We start from the raw sequence: 22,163 nt of genomic DNA, 5'->3' as shown, positions 1-22,163 counted from the left end.
CTGCGCTGCCCAAGGTCTGCTTCGGGCGGGGGCCCACGCCCGGAGCCTTTATGACATCCCGCCGCGCGGCATCGCGTCCAGCGCGGCGGCAAAGAAGGGACGGAAGCCCTCGGGATGTTCGCTCATCGGGAAGTGACCCAACTCATCCATCACCGCGATCGTCGCGCCGGGGATGGCGTCGGCTGTGCGCTGCGCATCTTCGGGGGTGCAGGTCAGATCATAGGCCCCGACCAGAACATGCACCGGCGTCTGCGCCGTGTCGATCTGGCCCAGACGGGCGATCAGGCTGTCATCGCGGGTGTAAAAGCTCAGATCGCCCCGGAACACGCCGGGGCCCGATTGCATGAACATCCACAGGGTATTCCAACGCTCGGCCTCGGGGGCATGGGGCGAAATATTCGCCGACACCAGCGCCGCACCCATTTCGCCGCCATGAGCGTCGGGGCGGTGGAACCAGTCGATATCATACCATGCGGGTTGAAAATCCGAGGCCTCAATGGCGATGAAACCAGAGAACTTTTCGGGATGCAGGGCTGCGATTTGCAACGCAATGCGCCCGCCCATCGAACAGCCCGCCAGCACGGGTTTTTCAAGCCCGAGCGCGTCAACCATGGCCAGAACGGTTTCGATGTAAGCCTCGGTTGTCAGCAGGTATTCTTCGGTCTGAAACCCTTCGGGGGGCAGGGATTTCCCGTGCCAGGGCATGTCAAAGGCGATCATCCGATTGTTGGCGGTGATCCGGGCGTCATTCATCAGGTGGCGCCACTGACGGGTATCGGCCCCGGCGGTGTGCAGGCACAAAACCGGGCGGCCCTGTCCCGCCTCTTCGAAATAGATGCGGCGCGGGGCATCGGCGATCTGCACCGTCACATAGCGGCCGGTGATGGGTTCGATCAGCGTGCTCATGCTGATACTCCTTCGCGGGCCGGATCGGTGCGGGCCAGATCGGTGCGGGCAAGCGCCATGAATTCCTTGAAGAAACGCAGGTTCTTGACCAGGGACAGAATGTCACCGTCCACCCGGCCGCGGCCGATTTTCACAAAGCCGAAAATGTCATGAAAGCCGGGCTTGGGGATCGGTTTCCAGAACTCTTCCAGCGCGGCGCGGTCGGTGCGCAGGGCAAAGCGCCAGGGCGTCTTGCGGCTGGGACCCGGTTCGACCCGCTCCAGCCGACCCTTTTCGAAATGCAGATAAAATTCATCCCCATCGACCTCAAGCAGGACCGTTTCGGAAAAAAGTCGGCCCAAACGATTCAAATGTTCGGATCGGTTCAGTTGATCCTGCATCCGGTGCAGTGTCGTCAGCATAAGGTTCTCCCTCGTTTGTGGAGAAGAAATGAGACGCGCCAATGCGATATGCAATGATCCGAAGGGTATGCCCCAATACCCTGACCGCCCGCAGCGGACACACCTTTGGGTATGCTCTACAGGGTATTGCCCCATACCGCTGTGACCATTGGCTTGGAGCGGGGTTCGAACGCATAATCCATGCCAGACGCCTGATTTTGCGTGAATCAGGACGTGACCATAGCGTTTCATCTTAGAGGAGGAAGTCGAATGCGCAATGTGACCATCGACAATGTGTCAGACGTCGTTATCGCATCTTTGGGCCAGCATGGGGAAATCTCCGAGCGCCAGCGGGAGATCATGACCAGCCTGATCAAACATCTGCACGGGTTTTGCAAAGACGTGAAACTGCAGCACTCGGAATTTCTGCAGGCCTGTGATTACCTGACCCGCGCCGGTCAGATCACCGATGACAAGCGTCAGGAATTCATCCTGCTGGGTGACATTCTGGGGGTCGAGGTTCTGGTCGACATGCTGACCAACCCGGTCGATGCGGGCGAAAGCGAATCCACGGTGCTTGGCCCGTTCTATCGTGAAAACCCGCCCGTTCTGCCCAAGGGCGCCTCGACCGTGCAAAAGCACTTTGACGACGAAGAGACCGTGTATTTCGAAGGCACCGTGACCGACACCAATGGCAAGCCGCTGGCCGGCGTGATCATGGACGTCTGGGAAGATGCCCCCAACGGAATGTACGAGAACCACGATCCCGAGCAGCCCGATTACAACCTGCGCGGCCGTTTTGAGACGGATGAAAACGGGCACTATGCGTTCCGTGCCATCCGGCCCGTTCCCTATCCGATCCCGGATAATGAAACCGCGGGCGAACTGCTGCGCTATATGGGGCACCATCCGAACCGGCCCGGCCACATGCATTTCATTTTGTCGAAAGACGGGTTCGGAACGCTCGTGTCGCAAATCTACGACGCGGACAGTACCTATCTTGACGAGGATTCGGTTTTCGCCGTGAAAGAAAGCCTGGTTGGTCAGTTCAGGAAGGCAGGCGACAATCTGGACACCGATCTGCATGTGCAGTTCGACTTCGTCCTCAAGGAAGAGGCAGCCGCACAATCGGTTGCGGCCGAATAAGCCTTTCGAACATGCAGACAGAAGGGCGCGCAGGGTCTGTGCGTCCTTTTTCGTAAACCAAAGGGGAATGGAAGCCCCGGCGCGCCAAGGAAATGTTTGACTTCCGTGCCGTCGCAGGGGCTTGTTCCCTGCGTATCATCAGGGGCCCGCAGTCAATGAATATCAAACAGTTGGAGTATTTCATTGCGGTGGCCGAAGAGCTTCACTTTGGCCGTGCGGCGGAACGTCTGGGCATCGCGCAACCGCCGCTTAGCCGGCAGATCAAACAGACCGAGGACGAACTGGGCGCATTGTTGTTCGTGCGCGGGCGCAATGCGATCACCCTGACCCAGGCGGGCGAGCGGCTTTACGAACGCGGCCGGTTCATCCTGCGCGAATTGCAGGATGTGAAACGCGAAATCCGGCGCATCGGACAGGGGGCAGAGGGGCGTTTGCGCGTCGGATTTGTCGGCTCTTCGACCTTTGGCATTCTGCCCAATATTCTCAAATCCTTTCGCGCCAATTATCCCGATGTGTCGCTCAGCCTTCTGCCGATGAACAATGCGCAGTTGCAAAAGACCCTGATCCGCCGGGAAATCGACGTGGGTTTTGCCCGCCCCGCGCTGAAAGATCCCGAAATCCTGTCGAAAAAACTGGGCGAGGAAGACCTGATCCTTGCCGCGCCGGACACGTTGGAGGCATCCGGGAAATCCACCATTGATCTCAAGATGATCGCGGACCAGAATTTCATTCTGTATCCCGAATATCCCCGGCCCAGCTATGCCGATTTTGTGCTGGATCGCTGTAAGGAACAGGCACTGGAAATTCCAAAACGGGTTTTTACGATGGATCTGCAAACCGCGCTTAGCTTGGTCACGGTGGGTGAAGGCGTCTGTATCGTGCCCGCATCCGTCGGCAACGCAACACGCAACGGATTGCGCTATTTTGACATCAGCCCGCCTTTGGGGCGAACAGAAGTGTCTTTAAATTACCGCGTCGATGAACAGGGCATTCACGTCCACAATTTCGTGTCAATCGCGCAGCGGGTGGCCCGCCGCACGATCTGATGCACGGCCCTAGACCCCAAGCCAGCGGTGCTGGGCCTCTTCATCCGCCCGGATGCCCGCCGCGTCGCCCTGCCAGACCACGCGCCCCTTGCTGACCACGACCACGTCATCGGCAAGGCTGGTCGCGAAGCCGAAATTCTGTTCGACCAGAACCATCGACAGGCCCTCGGCTTTCAGCTCGGCCAGCTTGTCGTGGATCAACTTGACGATGATCGGCGCCAGACCTTCGGTGGGTTCGTCCAGGATCAGCAGACGCGGGTTCATCAGCAGCGCCCGCCCGATGGCCAGCATCTGTTGCTCGCCGCCCGAAAGCTGGGTGCCACCGTTCGACATGCGCTCGGCCAGACGGGGGAACAGATCGACCACCCGGTCAATCGTCCAGGCCGCGCCGCTGCCGTTCGCGTCGGCGAAGCGTTTGGAGGCCAGCTCGAGATTTTCGCGCACGCTGAGCGAGGGAAAGATATCGCGCGTTTCGGGCACATAGGCGATGCCCAGCTTGGCGATCTCATAGGGGGGCAGATCGTTCAGGGGCGTCCCGTCAAAGCTTACATCGCCCCCGTTCAACGGCAGCAGCCCCATGATGGTTTTCAGCGTGGTGCTTTTGCCCGCGCCATTGCGGCCCAGCACCGCCAGCACCCGCCCCGGTTCGGCCTGAAAGGACAGGCCATAAAGCACCTGCGTTTCGCCATAGCCGGAGTCAACAGATTGCACTTCAAGCATCTTCCCAGCTCCCCAGATAGATTTCCTTCAACATCGCACTGTTGCGCGCGGCTTCGGGAAGGCCGTCAAACACCACCTCGCCATAGTTCAGCACCGTGATCGTGTCGGCGACATCAAAGGCCAGATCCATGTCATGCTCGATGATCAGCAGCGTCAGATCGCGCGGCAGATCGTTGAGCATCTTGTGAAACCCATGCGCCATCTCGGGGCCGACCCCCGAGGTGGGTTCGTCCATCAGGATCACCTTGGGCCGGGTGGCCAATGCCACGCCCACCTCAAGCTGGCGGCGTATGCCGTAAGACACTTCGCTGACAAGCGCATCCAGAACCGGCGCAAGATCCACCTGCGCGGCCACCTCGGCCACGGTTTCGCGCACCTCGGACCGGGACAGGCTGTCGCGCAGCAAAGAGGTGGCGTGGCCCTGGGCCACCGATGCGGCCAGCCCCAGGTTTTCGGCAATCGTCAGCCCGTCGAACAGCGTGTTCTTCTGATAGCTGCGCGACAGCCCGCGCCGCGCCCGTTTGGCCACGCTGAGCCCGGTCACATCCTCGCCGTCCAGATGGATCGATCCGCTGTCCGAGCTCAGTTCACCGACAAGCTGGTTGAACAGCGTGGTCTTGCCCGCGCCGTTGGGGCCAAGGATCACTCGCCGTTCACCTTTTTCAAGCTTGAGCGACACATCGCGGGTCACATGGATGGCGCCAAAGCGTTTATCGAGGTTTCTGGTCTCAAGCATCGCTGTCGCCCTCCAGTGCCAGATTGCCGGTCTTTGCGGCATGGGTGCGGCCCTGCCAGCGGGCGACGCGGGCTTCGAGCCAGCCGAAGATCCCGTTGGCGCGGCTCATCACCACGGCGATCAGGATCACGCCGACGACCAGATGCCAGTGGGTGGTGTGGGCGCTAACCTCGTGCTTGAGCAGGACAAAGAACGCCGCGCCCACGACGGGGCCCACAAGGGTGCCCAGCCCACCAAGGATCACCACGACCAGCGCTTCGCCCGAGACGGTCCAGGCCAGAAGGCCGGGCGAGACATACATGATATGTTGTGCCGCCAGCGTCCCGGCCAGCCCCGCCAGCACGCCCGAAAGGCCAAAGATCGCCGCCTTGACACGCCAGACGTTCAGCCCCAGCGCGCGCATCCGCTGTTCGCTGTGCAGGATGCCGGTGACGCTGCGCCCCAGCCCCGAGCGCAGGATCGCCACCGCCGCCAGATAGGCCGCCAGCAGCAGCGCCAGCGCGAAGAACGCAAACCCGCGCGAGTCGTTCAGGTCGATGCCCAGCCCCGACAGGTCCAGCCGGGGCGCGCCCGACAGCCCGTCATCGCCGCCGAAAAACGACGATTCAAAGATATAGGAATAGGCCATCTGCCCAAAGGCCAGCGTCGCCATGATGAAATAGATGCCATGGGTCCGCGCGCAGATCGCGCCCACGATCCAGCCGACAACCCCGCCAAGCGCCATGGCCCCGATCATCGCGGGCAGGGGCGCAACCCCCGCCTTGGTTGCCAGAAGGGTAAAGCCATAGGCCCCGATCCCCATCAGCGCCCCGTGAAACAGCGAGACCATGCCGCCGAACCCGGCCACCATGTCCAGCGCGATCACCAGAATGGCAAGGATCGCAATCTCGGTCAGGATCTCAAGGCCGAAATATTCGGCGTTCAGGCCGTAAAGGATGGCCGCCGCGCCCAGCAGCACAAGCGTCGCGATCCGCAAAGGTGTGTGTCTGAACATTGCTTATCCTTTCGCCGGGAACAGCCCGGCCGGTTTGATCACCAGCACGGCGGCCAGCAGCGCGTAGATGAGAACCGAGGCCAGCTGTGGCGCGAGGACCGCGCCGAAGGTCTGCACGAACCCATAGATCAGCGACCCGGCGATGGCGCCCTGCAGGCTGCCCAGCCCGCCGATCACGATCACGATCAGGGTGGGGATCAGGATTTGCAGGCCCATATCCGGGGTCACCGACAAAAGCGGCGCGGCAATCGCCCCGGCCAGCCCCGCAAGCCCGCAGCCCACGCAAAAGACGATGAAGAACAGCTTTTCGACGTTGATCCCCAGACAGGCCGCCATTTCGTCATTGTCCACACCGGCGCGGATCATTGCCCCGATCTGGGTGCGCGACAGAACCAGTGTCAGCGCGACAAAGGCCAGCCCCCCAAGCGCGATGATGAACAGCCGGTAGATCGGGTATTCTATGCCCAGAAACGCGGCGCGCCCCGACAGGATCTGCGGCACGTCAATCCCAAGGGCGAAATCGCCCCAGATGATCCGCGTCAGATCGAGCATGGCAAAGATCAGCCCGAAGGTCACCAGAACCTGCGACATCGGGCCCGCCTTGCGCATCCGCTTGATCAGGCCGCCATACAGCACGACCCCGACCAGAGCGACCGCCAGCGGCGCCGCGATCAGGGCCGGCCAGTAGCCGACCGCCGCCGCAACGCTTGCCGCCACATAGGCCCCGAGTGCATAGAGCGCGCCATGGGCGAGGTTGACGAAATGCATCAGGCCGAAAATCACGGTCAGCCCCACCGACAACAGAAACAACAGCATGGAAAGCTGCAGGGCATTGAGCCCCTGCAAAATCCAAAACCCCGGATCGCTGGTCATTTTCTCATTCCCCCCAAAAGCCCGGCTGCCCAGGGTCGGGCAGCCGGATGTGTCCCTACTTCAGCACGCAGCCGTTGACCGGGTCCTGCTGCGCGGGAAGCGTTGCCAGAACCTTCTGGGTCAGCCCGGTTTCGCCGGCCACGGTCTCGTAGACATAGATCAGCTGGATCAGGTTGTTGGTCGCGGGGTCGATGCTGAGCGGACCACGCGGGCCGGTAAAGCTGACCTTGCCGAGGGCGGCGGCGATCGTCTCGCGGTCGGATGCGCCGGTTTTGGTGGCCTCGATCAGCGCGCGCGCGGAATCATAGCCGTGAACCGCGTATTCCGACGGGATGCGCCCGGTCTTTTCGGTGAAGGCGGCCACGAAATCCTTGTTCTCCACCGAGTCAATGGTGGGCACATAGTGCAGCGCCGTAATCACGCCTTCGGCCGCCGGACCCTGGGCATTCACATAAAGCGACGAGGTCAGGAACCCGGACCCGTAAAGCGGCAGATCGGTTTTCAGCCCAAAGCTGTCATACTGTTTGACGAAGGAAATCGCTTCGCCGCCCGCATAGAACACAAAGACGGCCTCGGCGCCGCTGGCCTGTGCCTTGGTCAGGTAGGGGCCGAAATCCTGTGTCTTGCGGAAGGGTGTGTATTCCTGTCCGACGATCTCGCCGCCCGCGGCGGTAAAGGCCTCTGCGAACGCGTCGATCATCTGGTGGCCTGCGGCATAGTCGGGGGCCAGCGTATAGACCTTGGTGATGCCCTGATCGAACATCCACTGGCCCATGGGGCGGTTCACCTGACCATTCGAAAAGGACAGGCGCACGACATAGGGGCTACAGCTTTCGCCGGTGGCCTCGTCATTGCCCGCATTGGCCACGATCAGCGGCACCTTCGAGCCGTGCACCATGTCGCGCACCGCGCCCAGAACGCCCGAAGACACGATGCCCGCCATGACATCGACCTTGTCCTGCAGCACCAGCTTGCGGGTCTTGGCAAGGCCCACCGGCGGGCTGACCTCGGTGTCCTCGCGGATCAGGTCAAAGGTTGCGCCGGTCTCGGCGCCATAGGTTTCAAGCGCGAGCGCAAACCCGTCGTCGATGTCCTGGCCAAGGCTGGCATAGACGCCCGAATAGGGCAGCAAAAGCCCGACCTTGATGTCTTCGGCCAGTGCGGGCGTGAACGCCAGACAGGTGGCAAGCCCGGCCAGGGCCGTCTTGAGTGTCGTTTTCATGTTGATTTCTCCTCCCTGTGAATTGCCCGGGCCTCTCCCTGGCCCGGTTGTCGTTATCCCAGATCGCCTCCTCCGACCGGCAGTGTCAGGCCGGTGATGTAGGAGGCGTCGTCGGATGCCAGAAACAGGATCGCGCCTGCCTGCTCATCCAGTGTGCCGTAGCGTTTCATCAGGCTGGACTGGACCGTCTGGTCGATGATCTGCTGATACCAAGCCTGTTCCTGCGCATCCTGTTCGCCCGGATGGCGCGGGATCGCCCGCGCGGGGGCTTCGGTCCCGCCCGGTGCGCTGGCCACGACGCGCACGCCGCGCTCGGCCACTTCCCACGCAAGCGAGGCGGTGATCGCGTTTACCCCGCCCTTGGCCGCGGCATAGGGCACACGGTTCAGGCTGCGGGTGGCGATCGAGGACACGTTGACGATCACGCCGCTTTCGCGTTCCAGCATCGTCGGCAGGGCCGCACGGCAGCACCAGAGCGTCGGAAACAGCGAGCGCTGGACCTCGGCCTGAATTTCCTCGGGCGCGTAATGTTCAAAGGGTTTGGTCCAGATCGTGCCGCCCACGTTGTTGATCAGGATGTCGATCCGGCCATAGGCCTCGACCGCTTCGGTCATTGCCTTTTGCGCGCCGTCCCATTGTTCCAGATCGGCGGCGATAAAGATCGCTTCGCCCCCTTTGGCGCGGATCCCGGCGGCGACCTCATCGGCCAAATCCGAACGGTCGATCAGCGCCAGCTTGCCGCCTTCGTCCGCGACGCGTTCGGCCACGCGGCGGCCGATGCCCTGGGCCGCGCCGGTGACGACGACGATCTTGTCGGTGAACCGGGCCATCAGGCGGCGTCCGCTTCGGCTTCGGAGGGGTTGAACTTTTCGAAATGGAAATGCGCCGGGGTCACGCCCAGATCGGCCATATGGCCGCGCACCGCATCCACCATCGGGGGCGGGCCGCACAGGTACACATCGACATCGCCGCCGTTGAAATCCTCCGCCGTCAGGTGATCGGTGACAAAGCCCTTCTTGGCGTGGTCGCTGTCGGCATCCGCCACAACGGTTTCCACGGTCAGGTTCGGCATTTTTGCCGCCAGCGCGGTGATCCGGTCCAGTTCGACCAGATCGGCGTCGCGTGTCACCGCATAGAACAGTCGGATCGGGTGTTCGGTCGGCTTGTCGGCCAGAAGTTCCAGCATCGACAGGAACGGCGCAAGCCCGGTGCCGCCCGCAAGAAACAGCAGGGGGCGTTCGGCGGGGCGCAGATAGAAGGTGCCCATCGGCCCGGTCAGCTCCAGCGTGTCACCGGCTTTGGCGCGCTCGGCCAGATAGGTGCTCATCATCCCGCCCGGCAGGTTGCGGATCAGAAAGCTGCCCGTGGCGGCATCGGGATGCGAGGAAAATGAATAGGAGCGATGCTGGCCGGTGCCCGGAACCTCGATGTTCACATATTGCCCCGGCAGGAACGCAACCTGTTTGGCGGGGGTGACCTCAAGCCGGAAAGACGTGTCCGACAGGGTTTCGACCGCCGTGACCGTGGCCGGCACTTTTTCCGCGCCGGTCTTGCAGGCCAGCGACGAGGCCGGCACCCGGATCACGCAATCGGATTCCGGGGTCATCTGGCAGGTCAGAACATAGCCTTCTGCTTCTTCTTCCTCGGTCATCGCGTCTTCGTGGTAGAATTCCAGCTCGTAGGAACCTTCCTCGCAGAAGCATTTGCAGGTGCCGCAGACCCCGTCGCGGCAATCCATCGGCACGTTGATCCGCTGACGAAAGGCGGCGTCCGTGACCAGTTCGTCTTCGTCGCAATCGATGATGCGGGTGACCCCGTCTTCGAAGTTCAGTGCAATTTTATAGCTCATATCTCTTCCCTCGGCGCGCCAGTCGGATGGCGCGCCGTCCCCGTAGATTTTGGATCAGATGTGGTAGACGTCGATCACGTGGTGGATCAGGTCGTTTTTCAACAAGACCTTTTTATCCATGATCAGCGGCTGTCCCGATGCGGTATCGATCGTGTAGAACGAGGTGCCGAAATACGTATCGGTGGTGTTGTAGCGATAGTTCAGCGTGAACCAGTTGAAGCGGATCTTCACTTCGGTCCCGTCGCGCGACACCACTTCGACATTGCTGATGTTGTGCGATGTGCGCGGCTCGGGCAGGCTGGTCGCCGAGGAGCGGTCCGTCTTGATGCGGAACACCCGGTCCTCGATCCCCGATTTGTCCTGATAATAGATCAGCGACATTTCGTTGGCCGGGTCTTCGGTCGGCGTGTCGAAATCATCCCAGGCGGGCATCCAGAACGGCGCGTCTTCGTGATAGAAGGCCAGCCATGTATCCCAGTCGCGATCGTCAAGCGCGCGCGCCTCGGCATAAAGAAAGGCGCGGATCTCGTCGATATCCAAAGCGGCGGCGGCCGAAACGGCAGTGTTTGTCATCGGCATCTGTCTTACTCCCCCGCCAGGCGCATCGGCGCCACGTTTTCACGCTCTTCCGCGATCGCGTCGTTCATGCGTTCGACCCAGTGATTGTGCTGAATGACGAACAGGCCCTCATCTTCGGTGCGCGCGCCCGAGGAAACCGGCGCGAGCCCGATGGATTTGGCCTCTTCGTCCGGCCCGTCGATCCATTGGGTCGCCCCGCGGCTCAGGTCGTTCCATTCGGCGGCGCGACCTTCATAGCCCAGTTGGCAGGCGCGGAATTCTTCCAGATCGTCCGGCGTGGCCATGCCCGAGGCGTTGAAGAAATCCTCGTATTGGCGAATGCGCTTGGTGCGCGCGTCCTGGTCTTCGCCTTTGGGTGCGATGCAATAGATCGTCACTTCGGTCTTGTCGACCGAGATCGGGCGGAACACGCGCAGCTGCGAGCTGAACTGATCCATCAGGAACAGGTTCGGGTACAGACACAGGTTGCGCAGATAGCCGATCATCCAATCCGCCTTGGCCTCGCCAAACCGTTCGACCAATTCGTCGCGGCGCGGGTAAAGCGGGCGGTTGGTCGGGTCGGCCCAGGTCGTCCACAGCATGATATGGCCGTTTTCAAAGGCGTAATACCCGCCCTTCTGCTTGGCCCATTTCGAGGCATCCACCGCCTTGATGTTGTCTTCTTTTTCCTCGCCGCGACGCGATGTGGTGGCCACATAGTTCCAGTGCACCGCCGACACGTGATAGCCATCGGCGCCGTTTTCGGCCTGAAGCTTCCAGTTGCCATTATAGGTATAGCTGGACGAGCCGCGCAGAACCTCAAGCCCGTCGTCGGACTGGTCGCAGACCATGTCGATCATCTTCGTGGCTTCGCCCAGATAATCGGTAAGGCTTTGCACATCCTCGCTGAGGCTGCCGAAAAGGAAGCCGCGATAGCTTTCGAACCGCGCCACACGTTTCAGATCGTGGCTGCCGTCCTTGTTGAACTGCTCGGGATAGCCCGCGCCCTTGGGGTCCTTGACCTTCAAAAGCTTGCCGGTGTTGCCAAAGGTCCAGCCGTGGAACGGGCAGGTGAAGGTGGATTTGTTCTGTCGCTTGAACCGGCAGAGCATCGCGCCCCGGTGGCTACAGGCGTTGATGAACGCGTGCAGTTAGCCGGTCTTGTCGCGGGTGATCACGATCGGCTGACGGCCCATATAGGTGGTGAAGTAATCGTTCGGGTTGGGGATCTGGCTTTCATGCGCCAGATAGATCCAGTTCCCTTCGAAAATATGCTTCATCTCAAGCTCGAACAGCTCTTCATCGCTGAACATGTCGCGCTTGGCACGGAACACGCCGTTTTCCGGGTCTTTTTCGACCATACCGTCCAGACGACGGCTCAGTTCATCAAGTCCTGGCTGGGTAAACATGGTTTTCCTCCTCGCAAGCCATAAGCCATAGTGTGCCGCAGGGCGGCGCTGTTTTCCTCAAAACATCGGTGTTTTGTTCTTAGCTCCCCGCGGCCAGGGCCACCGATCGTGCCCGATCCCGGCTGTAAAAAGCGACCTTGTCCTCATCAAGATCGACTCCGAGTCCGGGTCCGGCGGGCACTGTGACCGAGAAGTCCCCGTATTGAAGCGGCTCGGCCAGAATTTCGTCGCGCAGCAACAGCGGACCGAAAAGTTCGGTGCCCCAACGCATCTTCGGGATCGTCGAAAAAAGCTGAAGCGCCGCGGCCGTCCCGACGCCGGCCTCAAGCATGGTGCCGCCATAGGTGTCGATGCCTGCCGTATGGGCGATGGTGATCACGTCGCGCGCCGGCGCAAGCCCGCCGGATTGTGCGATCTTGATGGCAAAGACATCCGCCGAACGCTGCGCCGCGACCTGGGCCGCATCCTCGGGGCCCTGAAGCGATTCATCGGCCATCACCGCAATCTCGTAGGAAGAGGTCAGCTCTTTGAGCGCGGCGGTATACCCGCGCGGGATCGGCTGTTCGACCAGATCGACGCCGATCTCCTGAAGCCCGGCAAGACCCCAGCGCGCGTCGGTGATGCCCCAGGCCTGATTGACATCCACCCGGATGCTGGCCCTGTCACCCACCGCCTTCTTGATGCCCGCCACATGGGCCACATCGTCACGCACCGCGCGCTTGCCGATCTTCAGCTTGAAGACATTGTGCCGCCGGATTTCCAGCATCTCCAACGCTTCCTCGGCGTCGGTCTGCGAATTGCCGCTGGCAAGGGTCCAGGCGACGGGCAGGCTGCTGTGCACCGCGCCGCCGAACAGCTGCGCCACGGACACGTTCAGGCGCCTTGCCAGGCCATCCCAAAGCGCGGTTTCAATGGCGCAGCGCGCGATTGTGTTGCCCTGCACCGTCTTCGCCATCAGCAACGAGGCCGCCGCGATCCTGTCCGCATCCTGCCCCACAAGGGCGGGGGCCAGATAGGCGTCGATGGCCAGCTTGATGCTTTCGGGGCTTTCCGGGCAATAGGTCATGCCGCCGATGGTCGTGCCTTCGCCCAGCCCAACGGAGCCGTCCGAAAAGAATACCTTCACCAGAACGATGGACTGGCACATCATTGTCGTCATCGAAAGAACATGCCCGCGGATGGTGGGAATGTCGGCGATCGTTGCTTGAATGCGGTCGATGGTAGTCAAGGCGCCGGTCCAATTCTGAGGTCTATCACACAGCGAAAGTGTCAAAGAGCCCAGGTTTAGTCCAATACCGGATGGGTCTCAGGCAATACCTTCAGGCCGGGGGCCATCTGCACCTTCAGGCCGGGGGCCATCTGTCCGGTCTCGCATGAAAGCCCGATCACGAGGCCCGCAAGAGGACGCTTTTCGCCGGGGGGGCGCGGGGCGGCCGATTGCCGGCAGACGGGATCAATGAAGCTTGCGACCGCTTCGGTTGCGGCGCTGCACCACGCTTGGGGTTTCGCCGATGGTCTCGTGGAAGACGCGGGAAAAATGGCCGACATCGGTAAATCCCAGCGCATGCGCCACATCCTTGATCGACCGGTCCGCCAGCAGTTCGCGCGCGCGTGACATGCGGTGCGCGGTGGCGAATTTGGCCGGGGTCTTGCCGTAGCGGGCCTTGAAGTGCCGGAACAGGCTGGCCTCGCTCATGCGGGCAACGCGGGCCAGTTCTTCGGATGTAAAGCGTGCCTCGGGGTGTTGCACGATGGCCTCGACCACGGCATTCAGGCCGGTGTCGGCCATGTTTCTGCGACGCTTTTTCAGAAGATCCGCTTCTTGGGCCTGCAACAGACGCAACACCAGTTCGCAATGCGCGGATTCAATCAGAACCTCGCGCAGCGCCCCGGTTTCGGTTTCATAAAGGTGCATTATGCGGTCCATTTGCGCCTGAACTTCCCTGGCCTGGCGCAGATGCGCGAAATTCGACCAGTCAAGTTCCATCCGCTCTTCATGACCCTTGGCGCGAAGCGAGGCGTTGATCCGCGTGACGATCCGGTCAAGCTCGACCCTGTCAAACTCGATGACCATGCATTCCGCAGGCCGGTCCGGCGCCGCCTCCGGAAAGACGATGCTCATCGCCATCGAGGCGTTGACGAACAGCGTCTCGCCCGGCAGAAAATCGAACGGCTCGGACTCGTTGACGCGCATGATCTTGCGTCCTGCCCGCATGCAACAGATCAGGGGATTGTCGAATCGAAGGTCCACATGCGCGGTGTCCGTGGTCAGATAGACAGAGGCTTCGCTCTGGGCTGAATGCTGTACACTTCGGTATTCAACAAGCTTTTCTGCGGCCATGACGGCGCTCCTTGGCGGTCCGGGGTGATGCGCAACCTCAACCAGGACAGGGGGTATGAGGCGGTGCATCAACCGCCAACAATATAACGCGCGTACGCGAAAAACAAAGGGCGGCGCCCCGGGGCCTGGCAGTAACCCCCCGTCACGAACCACTGGAAGCAGCCCCGACGATACGGCTACAAACCACCCGAGCGCGACCTGCCCGCGATGGAATTTGAAAATATCATACAAGAAATTGAGAGTCTTGTGACTACCCTCTTCCCTGCGGGATACTTATTCTCTCTTGATGCTAAAAATGGGGGGAACTTTATGTTTGATTGGCTAGAAACCAGCAAAGACAACGCTGCACCCAGCGAGGCGCGCAAGCTGTTCATCAATGGCGAATGGACGCCTGCGGCCGGCGATACCACCTTTGACGATCACAACCCGACCACCGGGGATCTGTTCGCGCAATGCGCGGATGCGTCCCAGGCTGATGTCGACGCAGCGATTGCGGCCGCGAAAGCCGCCCAGCCCGCATGGGCGGCCCTGCCGCCCGCGGCGCGCGCCTCGTTCTTTTACAAGGCCGCCGAATTGTTCACTGAGCGTCAGGAACAGTTCGTACAGGTCCTGATCGCCGAGACCGGCTCCGGCTTTGGCAAGGCCATGTTCGAATGTTCGCTGGTGCCGCTGGCCCTGCGCGAAGCGGCAGGTCTGACCACGCGTGAAATCGGGGAAATCCTGCCGTCGCAAGTGCCCGGCAAGGTCAACCGCGCCGTGCGCGCGCCTGCGGGCGTTGTGGGCGTGATCTCGCCCTGGAACTTCCCGCTGTACCTGTCGCTGCGCGGGTTCGTCTATGCCCTGGCATTGGGCAATACGGCGATCCTGAAACCCTCCGAGGATTCGCCGGTCTCCGGCGGTCTGATGATGGCCGAGCTGTTCGCGGACGCGGGCTTCCCGGCGGGGGTTTTCAACGTCGTGACCACCGGGCGCGACGGCGCGGCCATGGTCGGCGACAGCTTTGTCAATGACAAGCGCGTCAATGTGCTGAGCTTTACCGGCTCGACCCACGTGGGCAAGATCCTCAACACCGCCTGTGCGCAGGCGTTCAAACCGATCATGCTGGAACTGGGTGGCAAGAACCCGATCCTCGTGCTGGAAGACGCGGATCTCGACCGGGCTGTGGATCTCGCGTTTTTCGGCGCCTTCATGCACCAGGGTCAGATCTGCATGTCCGCCGACAAGATCATCGTCGCGGACAAGATCTATGACGCCTTCCTTGAGAAGTTCGTCGCCAAGACTAAAAACTTCGTGCCGACCAATCCGCAGGAACAAACCTGCGTCATCGGTCCGATCATCAACGACCGCCAGTTGCAGCGCATCACGGCCCTGATCGCCGAAGCCCAGGAACAAGGCGCCAAGGTGCAAAGCGGCGGCGCGGCTCAGGCCCCGTTCTTCGAGGCGACGATCCTGACGGATGTCACCCCCGAAATGCGCGTCTGGAACGAGGAAATCTTTGGCCCGGCCACCATCGTGGTGCGTGCGGAATCGGTGCAGGACGCCATCGACATGGCCAATGACACGCCTTACGGGCTGTCGGCCTCGGTCGTGACCTCTGACATCGCCATGGGCGAAATGATCGCGGAACGGATCAACGCGGGCATGGTGCATGTGAACGATTCCACCGTGCATGACGAACCCCACTGCCCGTTCAGCGGGTTCGGCGCGTCGGGTGGCGGCGGCAAATGGGGGCCGAAAGGCGCCATTCAGGCCTTCACCAAGCAGCGCTGGATCTCGACCCAGCGCGTACCGCATCAATTGCCGTTCTAAAGCCACCGCTCCACGGCATGAAAAGACCCGGACGATCACTGGATCGTCCGGGTCTTTTTGTTTCAGGCCGGGCGTGAAAGGGCGGCCAGAACCGCCCCCTTGCCCGATCGGATCAGCCCGCGTTGCCGCGCTCTTCCTTCCACAGGCCCAGCTTTTCCTGCGCGCTGCGATCGGAGAAGAAGAACATGACCGCATCGTCGCTGGCACGCATCGTGCGCCAGGTCCAGCCCGGCAGCGCGATCACGTCATTCGGCCCGAGATCGAAGGTCTCGCCATTGATCTCGATGCTGACATGCCCTTCGGACACCACCATCGCCTGATTGTCGGTGGCTCGGTAGGGCGCGGTCGAGAAGCCTTCGGGAAGGTAGGCCAGCCAGGCCGCGATCATCGGCATCACCCAACCGCCGTCCAGCGGGTTGGCATAGCGCAGCGCATAGCCGAAATAAGGGTCGGGACGCACCGACTCCTTGAGCGCGAACAGCGCATTGCGCGCGCGATCATAGGGGTAGGCAAACACCGGCGAGTTGGCGCCGAACGGTGAAATCGGGTCCATCGGCAACATGCCCGAACCGAATTCCGCCGTCGAATGGCCATTCTTCTTGGTGATTTCCTGCTGCGCGTCGGGCAGTTCTTCGGAGAACCCGCACTCAAAGAAGTTCACCAGCGGCACGTCCAGCGCATCGACCCAGATGACGGGGCCTTCGCCGTCATGGCCGTGGTCGTGGAAGGTGCCGCCCGGCGTGATCACCACGTCACCACGATGCATTTCGCTGCGCTCGCCATCCACGGTGGTATAGCCGCCGTTGCTTTCCAGCACGAAACGCAACGCACCGGCGGCGTGTTTATGCGCCGGGGCGGTTTCGCCGGGCAGGATCAGCTGCATCCCCGCATAAAGCGTCGAGTTGATCCGGGATGTGCCCTCGAAGGCGGGGTTTTCGAACACCAACACGCGGCGCTCGGCTTCTTCGGCGGTCAGAAGATCGCCCGCCTCCAGCAACAGAGGCCGCACCTCGGTGTAGGGCCAGACATAGGGCCGAGTCTTGTTGCGCGGCTCTGGCGGCACCAGCCCTTTCAGGCGCTCCCACAAAGGGGCCAGCGAACCGGGGGTCAGCTTGTCATAAAACGCCTGACGGTCTTTTGGAAATTCTGCCGTTGTCATTGGTTTGCTCCTTTTTTGTGTCTTGTGATGTTAATCGGATCGGCCATGGGGAATACCGTCGATCCGGATGGACATGTGCCCGCCGGGAAGCCGCGACACGCAGCTGCAAAGACAGTCGGCCGCCGCGCGTTCCCGGTCGCTGAGAAACACATCGCGGTGGTCGATCTCGGCATCCGCCGCGTGCACCACGACCTTGCACAGCCCGCATTCGCCTTTGCGGCAATCGCTGAGCACTTGGTGTCCGCTCTCCAGCAGCGCATCGAGCAGGGTCTGACCCTCCCCCACTTCGACGGTGCGGTCGCTTTCCTCGACATGCACGGTGAACGGCCGCGTGGGCCGGGTGCCCGAGTTGCCAAAGGTCTCATAGCGCAGGTTCTGCGGCGGCAACCCGTGTTCGGCCCAGGCGGATTTGATCGCCTCGGTCAGGCCCATCGGGCCACACATGTAGAGGATGGTCGCCCTGTCCAAAGCCGCGACCAGTGCCTTGGTATCGAGCGTCGCCCCCGCGCTGGCGTAATGCAGTGTCAGGTCATCGCCCAACAGGTCCTGCATCAGATCGACAAAGGCGGCCTCCTCCGGCGCGCGGGCACAATAGTGCATCGTGACCGACTTGCCGGTTTTGCGCAGTGTTCGGGCCACCCCGGTCATCGGCGTGATGCCGATCCCGCCCGCCACCACGACATATGTCTGTGCGCCGTAGCTCACGGGCATGGAGTTGTCGTTGCCCGTAAGCTGGATTTGATCCCCCACCGAAAGGCGCCACATGGCGGCGGAACCACCCTTGCTGGCGGGTTCCAGTTTCACCGCGACCGTCAACATGTCAGGCCCCTGCCCGTCATCGACCACGGAATAGGACCGGTGGATCAACTGCCCGTCATGGGGCAGGGCAAAGGTCACATGCGCGCCCGCCTCGACCGAAATCGGGTCTCCGGCGATCGCAAAGCGCAGCAAGCGGATGCCCTTTGCGATCTCACGCGTTTCGACCACGGTGGCGGTGGTGTTCAGCTGTGTCGCTTGCATGTTTCACTCCTTTCCGCGCTTGGGGCCCTTCCCCCTATGGGCTTAGCCGACACGGCGCAGACCCGCCGTTTCCGCGTCGATCATCTCGCTCACCTTGCGCCGCGCCCACATGCCGCCCGCATCGATGTTGAGGTCATAGAACTCCTTGTCGGGATTGCGGGCGATGGCCTCCTGTTGCAGTTCGAGAATGTCTTCGTCCTGTTTGAAAATCCCGGCCACGGCATTGCGCCACGCCGTGGTCAGGCTCATATCGCCCAGCTTGAAATTGCGGTTGGCGGACCAGAAGTAATGCGACGTGGTCTCCGTCGCGGGGGTGATTGAGTTGACGATATAGCCATTCACCCCCTGCGACCGATTGCCTCCGGGCGCACCGGTGCCGGCCACGGCCACCCCGACATCCAGCGCCACACTGCTGGGCGCCAGAAAATTGATGATCTGCCAGCGGTCCACCGGCCCCGGCACCCCAAGCTGCGCGCCCCAGAAAGGCGGCGGGTCCTGGTTCAGGATCCAGCGCGTCACCCGGGCCGACCGTTCACCATGGGTCACGCTGAACGGCGCCTCGGCCACCGCATCATTGCCGATGGAACCGTCATGCACGAAGGTCTCGTGCGTCAGGTCCATCAGGTTGTCGATGCCCAGCAGGTAATTCGCCTTCAGCTCGATCAAAGTGCCGTCGCCGGTCCACTCCGGATCGTCGTTCCAGTGCAGATCGGGCACCAGATCCACATCGGCCAGCGCCGGATCGCCCATCCAGATCCAAAGATAGCGGTGGCGCTCGACCAGCGGGTATGTCCGCACCGCCGCAGACGGGTTGATGGTCTCCTGCGAGGGCATATGCACACAGCGCCCGCCGGGTTCATAGACCAACCCGTGATAGGGGCACACCACGTTATCGCCCGCAAGCCGCCCTTTGGACAGGGGGGCAAGCCGGTGCCAGCAGGCATCATCCATCACCACGGCGGTGCCATCGGCCTTGCGATAGAACACCAATGGTTTTTCACAGATCGTACGCGCGAGCATTGCGCCCTTTTTCACCTCATAGTTCCATGCCGCGACATACCAGGCGTTCAGCGGAAAACTTCTTTGGGTCATTTTCTCTCCTCCCTAGGGTTGGGCGCCCGCTCTCCTCTTCGGGCGCTAGTGCATCAGATTTGGCAGCCATAGTGCGATGATCGGAAAGGCGATCAAAAGCGCGGCGCGGATCACATCCGCCGCGATAAACGGCAAGACGCCGCGAAAGATCGTCGCGGTGGGAATGTCCGGCAACACGCTGCGCAGAACAAAGATGTTCATGCCCACCGGCGGCGTGATCATCGAGATTTCGATCACGACGATGACCACGATCCCGAACCACACCAGATCGAAGCCAAGCGAGGCGACGATCGGGTAAAAGATCGGCACGGTCAGAAGCATCATCGAGATCGATTCAAGGAAACATCCCAGAACCACGTAGATCAGAACGATCATGCTGATCACCATCATCGGCGACAGGTTCATATCCATCACCCAGGCGCCCAGATCCTGTGGCAGGCGCGCCACGTTCATGAAGTTGGCAAACAGGATCGCGCCGATCAGAATGGTCAGAAGTGCGACCGAGGTGCGTGCGGAATCGTAGAGCGTATCCAGCAGCTTACGGACATTCATCCGCCCACGGGCGAGGGCGATCACCAGGGCTCCGGCAGAGCCGATCCCTGCGGCTTCTGTCGGGGTGAACAGCCCAAGATACAGCCCGCCCATCACCAGGGTGAACAGCAACAGGATACCGATGATGCCCTGAAGCGAGGCCAGTTTGTCCGCAAAGCTGGCACGTTGTGCCGCCGGGCCGATGGAGGGGTTAAAACGTACCCAGACCGAGATCGCCGCCATGTAGAGCACGATTCCCAACAGGCCGGGCAACACCCCGGCGGCAAACAACGCGCCGATGTCGCTTTCGGTCATGATCCCGTAGAGCACGAGCGCGATGCTGGGTGGAATGAGGATGCCAAGTGTGCCCCCTGCCGCCACCGATCCCGCCGCCACGGCATCGGAATACTGGTAGGATCGCATCGGCGGCACGGCGACACGCGCCATGGTGGCCGCCGTTGCAAGGCTTGACCCACAGACCGCGCTGAACCCGCCGCAGGAGGCAATCGTGGCGATGGCAAGCCCGCGGCGCATCCCGCCGAACCAAGTCTGCGAGGCGGCGTAGAGATCATCGGAGATGCCGGAGCGCGCAATGAGATTGCCCATCAGGATGAACATCGGGATGACGGCGAAATCATAGCTCATCACCGTGTCTGAGGCGACGGTGCCGATGCTTTTCAACGCGGGTGAAAGGCCGACGATCCACCCGAACCCCGTCGCGCCGACAAGACCAAGCGCAAAGCCGATCGGCACCCGGATCAACAGCAGGGCAAAGAGACAGATAAACCCAATGAGAACGATCATGTGTTGCCCCCCGTTGAGCGGGGATGGCGCGTGGGAAAGACGCGCGAAAGCCCCTGAACCAGACAGATCATGGCCGTGAGTGCCGCCAAAACCGCCATGACGCGTACCATCGGCGCAATCGGCCAGCGGGTGAACATCATCACCGTGTTGAACATCTCCAGCGTCTGCGCCTGTGCCCAAAGCTGTTTGGCGACCAGGGCAATCAGCCCGGCCGAGAGCAGATCGACAGCCGCCGTGACACCGATCCCGAGTTTCGATCCCGGCGAGATTGGCACGAGATCCACGCAGATATGTTCGCGGCGCAACGTGACCAGTGGCAATCCGACGTAGAACATCGCGCCCACGCAGACCTTGGTGAATTCGAAGGCAAAGGCAATCGGGTGGCCGAACTGGAGTCCGACGACATCGACAAAGGTGATGACCACCAGCATGGCCATCAAAACACTTGCGGTGATGCGCCCGGCCCCTTCAAGGGACCGGACGGCTTTCGGAAAGATCTGTGTCATGGTCATGGCTTGTCCGACACCGATGCCGCGCGGTAGGCTTCCAGGGCTTGGGCCCCGTCAATTCCGGCGGCCTTGGCTTTGGCCAGCCAGGCGTCCTCAAACGGATCAAGCGCGCCATGGATAAAGTCGAGCAAGGCCCCGTCCGGCACGGAGATGGCAATCCCGTCGGCGATGGATTTGGGGACCGAGGCATCGTGTTCGGCTTGCCAGACCTCGCCCATCTTGCGCGCCAATGCTTCGCCTGAGATGGCCGAGATGGCGGCCTGATCTTCGGGCGAAATCTTGTTCCAGGTCGCCAGGTTCATCACCAGGAACATGCTGGCGTTATAAAGCCCCCCGGGAATGGCCATTTCGTATTTCACGAATTCTGACACCCGAAAATTGTAAATCGCATCGTTGGACAGCGAGACCCCGTCCACGATGCCCTTTTCAAGAGCTTCGCGCATTTCGGTCACTGGAATGCCGATCGGAGTGGCCCCGAGATTTTCCAAGGCGCTCGCCACGGAGCTATTGGTCGATCTGATTTTCAAGCCGACAAAATCTTTGGGGTCTTTGATGGGCCGGACACTGTTGAACATCTGGCCCGGCGGCTGGGTGTGCACCGCCAGGGTATGAACGCCGGGGTGCATATTGGCGGGTTCAAGAATGTCTTTGAAAACCCGCCAATAGGCGACCGAATTGCTGGCGGCATCGGTGGAATGAAACGGCAGTTCGACCATTTCGCTCAGCGGGAAGGTCCCGGGGGTGAACCCATGCACCCCCCAGGTCATATCCGCGATTCCATCCATTGCCATCTGATAGTTGCGTGGGGGCGGTCCAAGCGGACCAGCAGAAACCTCGACCACCACGCGGCCTTCGGTCACTTTTTCGATCTCCTCGAAATACGGGTACAGCACCCGTTCGTTGATGAAATAGGTGGGCGGCAACCACTCGCTGTAGCGAATGGTCACCTCCTGGGCAAAGCTGGCCCCTGCGCTCATGGCAGCCAGCGCGAAACCAAGCAAAAATCCGCGTCGTTTCATTGCCGTTCTCCTCCCTGATAGCGACGTTATGATATGTGCC

General features: G+C 61.5%; 23 protein-coding genes. 3 read left to right on the top strand and 20 right to left on the bottom strand.

Annotated elements, in window-relative coordinates; genetic code table 11:
- Positions 1 to 48: 48 nt before the first annotated feature.
- Positions 49 to 906, bottom strand: coding sequence for an alpha/beta fold hydrolase (locus tag TQ29_RS16515; protein WP_054540073.1), 858 nt, complete (start codon positions 904 to 906; stop codon positions 49 to 51).
- Entirely contained in the window at positions 903 to 1,307 is a 405-nt protein-coding gene (locus TQ29_RS16510; RefSeq protein ID WP_054540072.1) for a hypothetical protein, read from the bottom strand. The genes TQ29_RS16515 and TQ29_RS16510 overlap by 4 nt, the downstream gene beginning before the upstream one ends.
- A 249-nt stretch (positions 1,308 to 1,556) precedes the next feature.
- Between TQ29_RS16510 and TQ29_RS16505 the strand changes: the two genes are divergently transcribed.
- Together TQ29_RS16505 and TQ29_RS16500 are read left to right on the top strand one after the other, a co-directional pair.
- Positions 1,557 to 2,432, top strand: coding sequence for a dioxygenase (locus tag TQ29_RS16505; protein ID WP_054540071.1), 876 nt, complete (start codon positions 1,557 to 1,559; stop codon positions 2,430 to 2,432).
- Between the two features lie 155 nt (positions 2,433 to 2,587).
- Positions 2,588 to 3,478: a LysR family transcriptional regulator gene (locus tag TQ29_RS16500; protein WP_054540070.1), complete on the top strand. Its 891-nt coding sequence runs from the start codon at positions 2,588 to 2,590 to the stop codon at positions 3,476 to 3,478.
- A 9-nt stretch (positions 3,479 to 3,487) separates the two neighbouring features.
- Here the strand turns inward: TQ29_RS16500 and TQ29_RS16495 are convergent, their stop codons facing one another.
- The 12 genes from TQ29_RS16495 to TQ29_RS16445 form a co-directional block, all read right to left on the bottom strand.
- Positions 3,488 to 4,198 carry an ABC transporter ATP-binding protein gene (locus TQ29_RS16495; RefSeq protein ID WP_054540069.1) on the bottom strand — a complete coding sequence of 237 codons (711 nt, stop codon included), beginning with the start codon at positions 4,196 to 4,198 and terminating at the stop codon, positions 3,488 to 3,490.
- Positions 4,191 to 4,934: an ABC transporter ATP-binding protein gene (locus TQ29_RS16490; protein WP_054540068.1), complete on the bottom strand. Its 744-nt coding sequence runs from the start codon at positions 4,932 to 4,934 to the stop codon at positions 4,191 to 4,193. The genes TQ29_RS16495 and TQ29_RS16490 overlap by 8 nt, the downstream gene beginning before the upstream one ends.
- Positions 4,927 to 5,928 carry a branched-chain amino acid ABC transporter permease gene (locus TQ29_RS16485; RefSeq protein WP_054540067.1) on the bottom strand — a complete coding sequence of 334 codons (1,002 nt, stop codon included), beginning with the start codon at positions 5,926 to 5,928 and terminating at the stop codon, positions 4,927 to 4,929. The genes TQ29_RS16490 and TQ29_RS16485 overlap by 8 nt, the downstream gene beginning before the upstream one ends.
- Before the next feature lie 3 nt (positions 5,929 to 5,931).
- Positions 5,932 to 6,801, bottom strand: a complete 870-nt coding sequence (locus TQ29_RS16480) for a branched-chain amino acid ABC transporter permease (RefSeq protein ID WP_054540066.1) — start codon at positions 6,799 to 6,801, stop codon at positions 5,932 to 5,934.
- 55 nt (positions 6,802 to 6,856) lie between these two features.
- Entirely contained in the window at positions 6,857 to 8,023 is a 1,167-nt protein-coding gene (locus TQ29_RS16475; RefSeq protein ID WP_054540065.1) for an ABC transporter substrate-binding protein, read from the bottom strand.
- 53 nt (positions 8,024 to 8,076) lie between these two features.
- Complete coding sequence (benD, locus tag TQ29_RS16470) at positions 8,077 to 8,853, bottom strand: benzoate diol dehydrogenase BenD (protein ID WP_054540064.1); 777 nt, start codon at positions 8,851 to 8,853, stop codon at positions 8,077 to 8,079.
- Positions 8,853 to 9,872 (bottom strand): benzoate 1,2-dioxygenase electron transfer component BenC, encoded by a 1,020-nt coding sequence (benC, locus tag TQ29_RS16465; protein ID WP_054540063.1) that lies wholly within the window; start codon positions 9,870 to 9,872, stop codon positions 8,853 to 8,855. The genes benD and benC overlap by 1 nt, the downstream gene beginning before the upstream one ends.
- Before the next feature lie 54 nt (positions 9,873 to 9,926).
- Positions 9,927 to 10,451: a benzoate 1,2-dioxygenase small subunit gene (gene benB, locus TQ29_RS16460; protein ID WP_207642720.1), complete on the bottom strand. Its 525-nt coding sequence runs from the start codon at positions 10,449 to 10,451 to the stop codon at positions 9,927 to 9,929.
- 5 nt (positions 10,452 to 10,456) lie between these two features.
- Positions 10,457 to 11,569, bottom strand: coding sequence for an SRPBCC family protein (locus TQ29_RS16455; RefSeq protein ID WP_304439078.1), 1,113 nt, complete (start codon positions 11,567 to 11,569; stop codon positions 10,457 to 10,459).
- A 12-nt stretch (positions 11,570 to 11,581) separates the two neighbouring features.
- On the bottom strand, positions 11,582 to 11,839 hold the full coding sequence (locus TQ29_RS21245) for a hypothetical protein (RefSeq protein WP_304439076.1): 258 nt from the start codon (positions 11,837 to 11,839) through the stop codon (positions 11,582 to 11,584).
- Positions 11,840 to 11,918: 79 nt separating this feature from the next.
- Entirely contained in the window at positions 11,919 to 13,067 is a 1,149-nt protein-coding gene (locus TQ29_RS16450; protein WP_082386695.1) for a muconate cycloisomerase family protein, read from the bottom strand.
- Positions 13,068 to 13,292: 225 nt separating this feature from the next.
- Complete coding sequence (locus TQ29_RS16445) at positions 13,293 to 14,180, bottom strand: helix-turn-helix domain-containing protein (RefSeq protein ID WP_054540061.1); 888 nt, start codon at positions 14,178 to 14,180, stop codon at positions 13,293 to 13,295.
- A gap of 309 nt (positions 14,181 to 14,489) precedes the next feature.
- On the opposite strand from TQ29_RS16445, the gene TQ29_RS16440 reads away from it, so the two are divergent.
- The gene (locus tag TQ29_RS16440; RefSeq protein WP_054540060.1) at positions 14,490 to 15,989 is read left to right on the top strand and encodes an aldehyde dehydrogenase family protein; all 1,500 of its coding nucleotides are present in this window, start codon (positions 14,490 to 14,492) and stop codon (positions 15,987 to 15,989) included.
- 112 nt (positions 15,990 to 16,101) lie between these two features.
- On the opposite strand, the gene TQ29_RS16435 is transcribed toward TQ29_RS16440, so the two are convergent.
- Genes TQ29_RS16435 through TQ29_RS16410 form a run of 6 tightly spaced genes read right to left on the bottom strand, consistent with a single transcriptional unit; the run spans position 16,102 to position 22,123 of the window.
- Complete coding sequence (locus tag TQ29_RS16435; protein ID WP_054540059.1) at positions 16,102 to 17,148, bottom strand: cupin domain-containing protein; 1,047 nt, start codon at positions 17,146 to 17,148, stop codon at positions 16,102 to 16,104.
- A 30-nt stretch (positions 17,149 to 17,178) separates the two neighbouring features.
- Positions 17,179 to 18,168, bottom strand: a complete 990-nt coding sequence (locus tag TQ29_RS16430) for a PDR/VanB family oxidoreductase (RefSeq protein ID WP_054540058.1) — start codon at positions 18,166 to 18,168, stop codon at positions 17,179 to 17,181.
- Between the two features lie 42 nt (positions 18,169 to 18,210).
- Positions 18,211 to 19,260 (bottom strand): aromatic ring-hydroxylating dioxygenase subunit alpha, encoded by a 1,050-nt coding sequence (locus tag TQ29_RS16425; protein WP_054540057.1) that lies wholly within the window; start codon positions 19,258 to 19,260, stop codon positions 18,211 to 18,213.
- Between the two features lie 45 nt (positions 19,261 to 19,305).
- Positions 19,306 to 20,595 carry a TRAP transporter large permease gene (locus TQ29_RS16420; protein WP_054540056.1) on the bottom strand — a complete coding sequence of 430 codons (1,290 nt, stop codon included), beginning with the start codon at positions 20,593 to 20,595 and terminating at the stop codon, positions 19,306 to 19,308.
- A complete protein-coding gene (locus tag TQ29_RS16415; RefSeq protein ID WP_082386694.1) occupies positions 20,592 to 21,107 on the bottom strand; it encodes a TRAP transporter small permease in 516 nt (171 codons plus the stop codon). Before TQ29_RS16415 ends, TQ29_RS16420 begins: the two co-directional genes overlap by 4 nt.
- Positions 21,104 to 22,123 carry a TRAP transporter substrate-binding protein gene (locus tag TQ29_RS16410; protein WP_054540054.1) on the bottom strand — a complete coding sequence of 340 codons (1,020 nt, stop codon included), beginning with the start codon at positions 22,121 to 22,123 and terminating at the stop codon, positions 21,104 to 21,106. The genes TQ29_RS16415 and TQ29_RS16410 overlap by 4 nt, the downstream gene beginning before the upstream one ends.
- Positions 22,124 to 22,163: the final 40 nt, after the last annotated feature.

Source organism: Actibacterium sp. EMB200-NS6, from assembly GCF_001305615.1.
In the GTDB taxonomy this organism is placed as follows: Bacteria; Pseudomonadota; Alphaproteobacteria; order Rhodobacterales; family Rhodobacteraceae; genus Actibacterium_A; species Actibacterium_A naphthalenivorans.
Note: the sequence above shows the minus strand (reverse complement) of the source record. Positions and strands in the feature narration are given on the sequence as shown.

Coding starts and splice junctions, on each gene's coding strand:
- TQ29_RS16515 (WP_054540073.1), bottom strand. CDS start 906: ATGAGCACGCTGATCGAACCCATCACCGGCCGCTATGTGACGGTGCAG.
- TQ29_RS16510 (WP_054540072.1), bottom strand. CDS start 1,307: ATGCTGACGACACTGCACCGGATGCAGGATCAACTGAACCGATCCGAA.
- TQ29_RS16505 (WP_054540071.1), top strand. CDS start 1,557: ATGCGCAATGTGACCATCGACAATGTGTCAGACGTCGTTATCGCATCT.
- TQ29_RS16500 (WP_054540070.1), top strand. CDS start 2,588: ATGAATATCAAACAGTTGGAGTATTTCATTGCGGTGGCCGAAGAGCTT.
- TQ29_RS16495 (WP_054540069.1), bottom strand. CDS start 4,198: ATGCTTGAAGTGCAATCTGTTGACTCCGGCTATGGCGAAACGCAGGTG.
- TQ29_RS16490 (WP_054540068.1), bottom strand. CDS start 4,934: ATGCTTGAGACCAGAAACCTCGATAAACGCTTTGGCGCCATCCATGTG.
- TQ29_RS16485 (WP_054540067.1), bottom strand. CDS start 5,928: ATGTTCAGACACACACCTTTGCGGATCGCGACGCTTGTGCTGCTGGGC.
- TQ29_RS16480 (WP_054540066.1), bottom strand. CDS start 6,801: ATGACCAGCGATCCGGGGTTTTGGATTTTGCAGGGGCTCAATGCCCTG.
- TQ29_RS16475 (WP_054540065.1), bottom strand. CDS start 8,023: ATGAAAACGACACTCAAGACGGCCCTGGCCGGGCTTGCCACCTGTCTG.
- benD (WP_054540064.1), bottom strand. CDS start 8,853: ATGGCCCGGTTCACCGACAAGATCGTCGTCGTCACCGGCGCGGCCCAG.
- benC (WP_054540063.1), bottom strand. CDS start 9,872: ATGAGCTATAAAATTGCACTGAACTTCGAAGACGGGGTCACCCGCATC.
- benB (WP_207642720.1), bottom strand. CDS start 10,451: ATGCCGATGACAAACACTGCCGTTTCGGCCGCCGCCGCTTTGGATATC.
- TQ29_RS21245 (WP_304439076.1), bottom strand. CDS start 11,839: ATGTTTACCCAGCCAGGACTTGATGAACTGAGCCGTCGTCTGGACGGT.
- TQ29_RS16445 (WP_054540061.1), bottom strand. CDS start 14,180: ATGGCCGCAGAAAAGCTTGTTGAATACCGAAGTGTACAGCATTCAGCC.
- TQ29_RS16440 (WP_054540060.1), top strand. CDS start 14,490: ATGTTTGATTGGCTAGAAACCAGCAAAGACAACGCTGCACCCAGCGAG.
- TQ29_RS16435 (WP_054540059.1), bottom strand. CDS start 17,148: ATGACAACGGCAGAATTTCCAAAAGACCGTCAGGCGTTTTATGACAAG.
- TQ29_RS16430 (WP_054540058.1), bottom strand. CDS start 18,168: ATGCAAGCGACACAGCTGAACACCACCGCCACCGTGGTCGAAACGCGT.
- TQ29_RS16425 (WP_054540057.1), bottom strand. CDS start 19,260: ATGACCCAAAGAAGTTTTCCGCTGAACGCCTGGTATGTCGCGGCATGG.
- TQ29_RS16420 (WP_054540056.1), bottom strand. CDS start 20,595: ATGATCGTTCTCATTGGGTTTATCTGTCTCTTTGCCCTGCTGTTGATC.
- TQ29_RS16415 (WP_082386694.1), bottom strand. CDS start 21,107: ATGACCATGACACAGATCTTTCCGAAAGCCGTCCGGTCCCTTGAAGGG.
- TQ29_RS16410 (WP_054540054.1), bottom strand. CDS start 22,123: ATGAAACGACGCGGATTTTTGCTTGGTTTCGCGCTGGCTGCCATGAGC.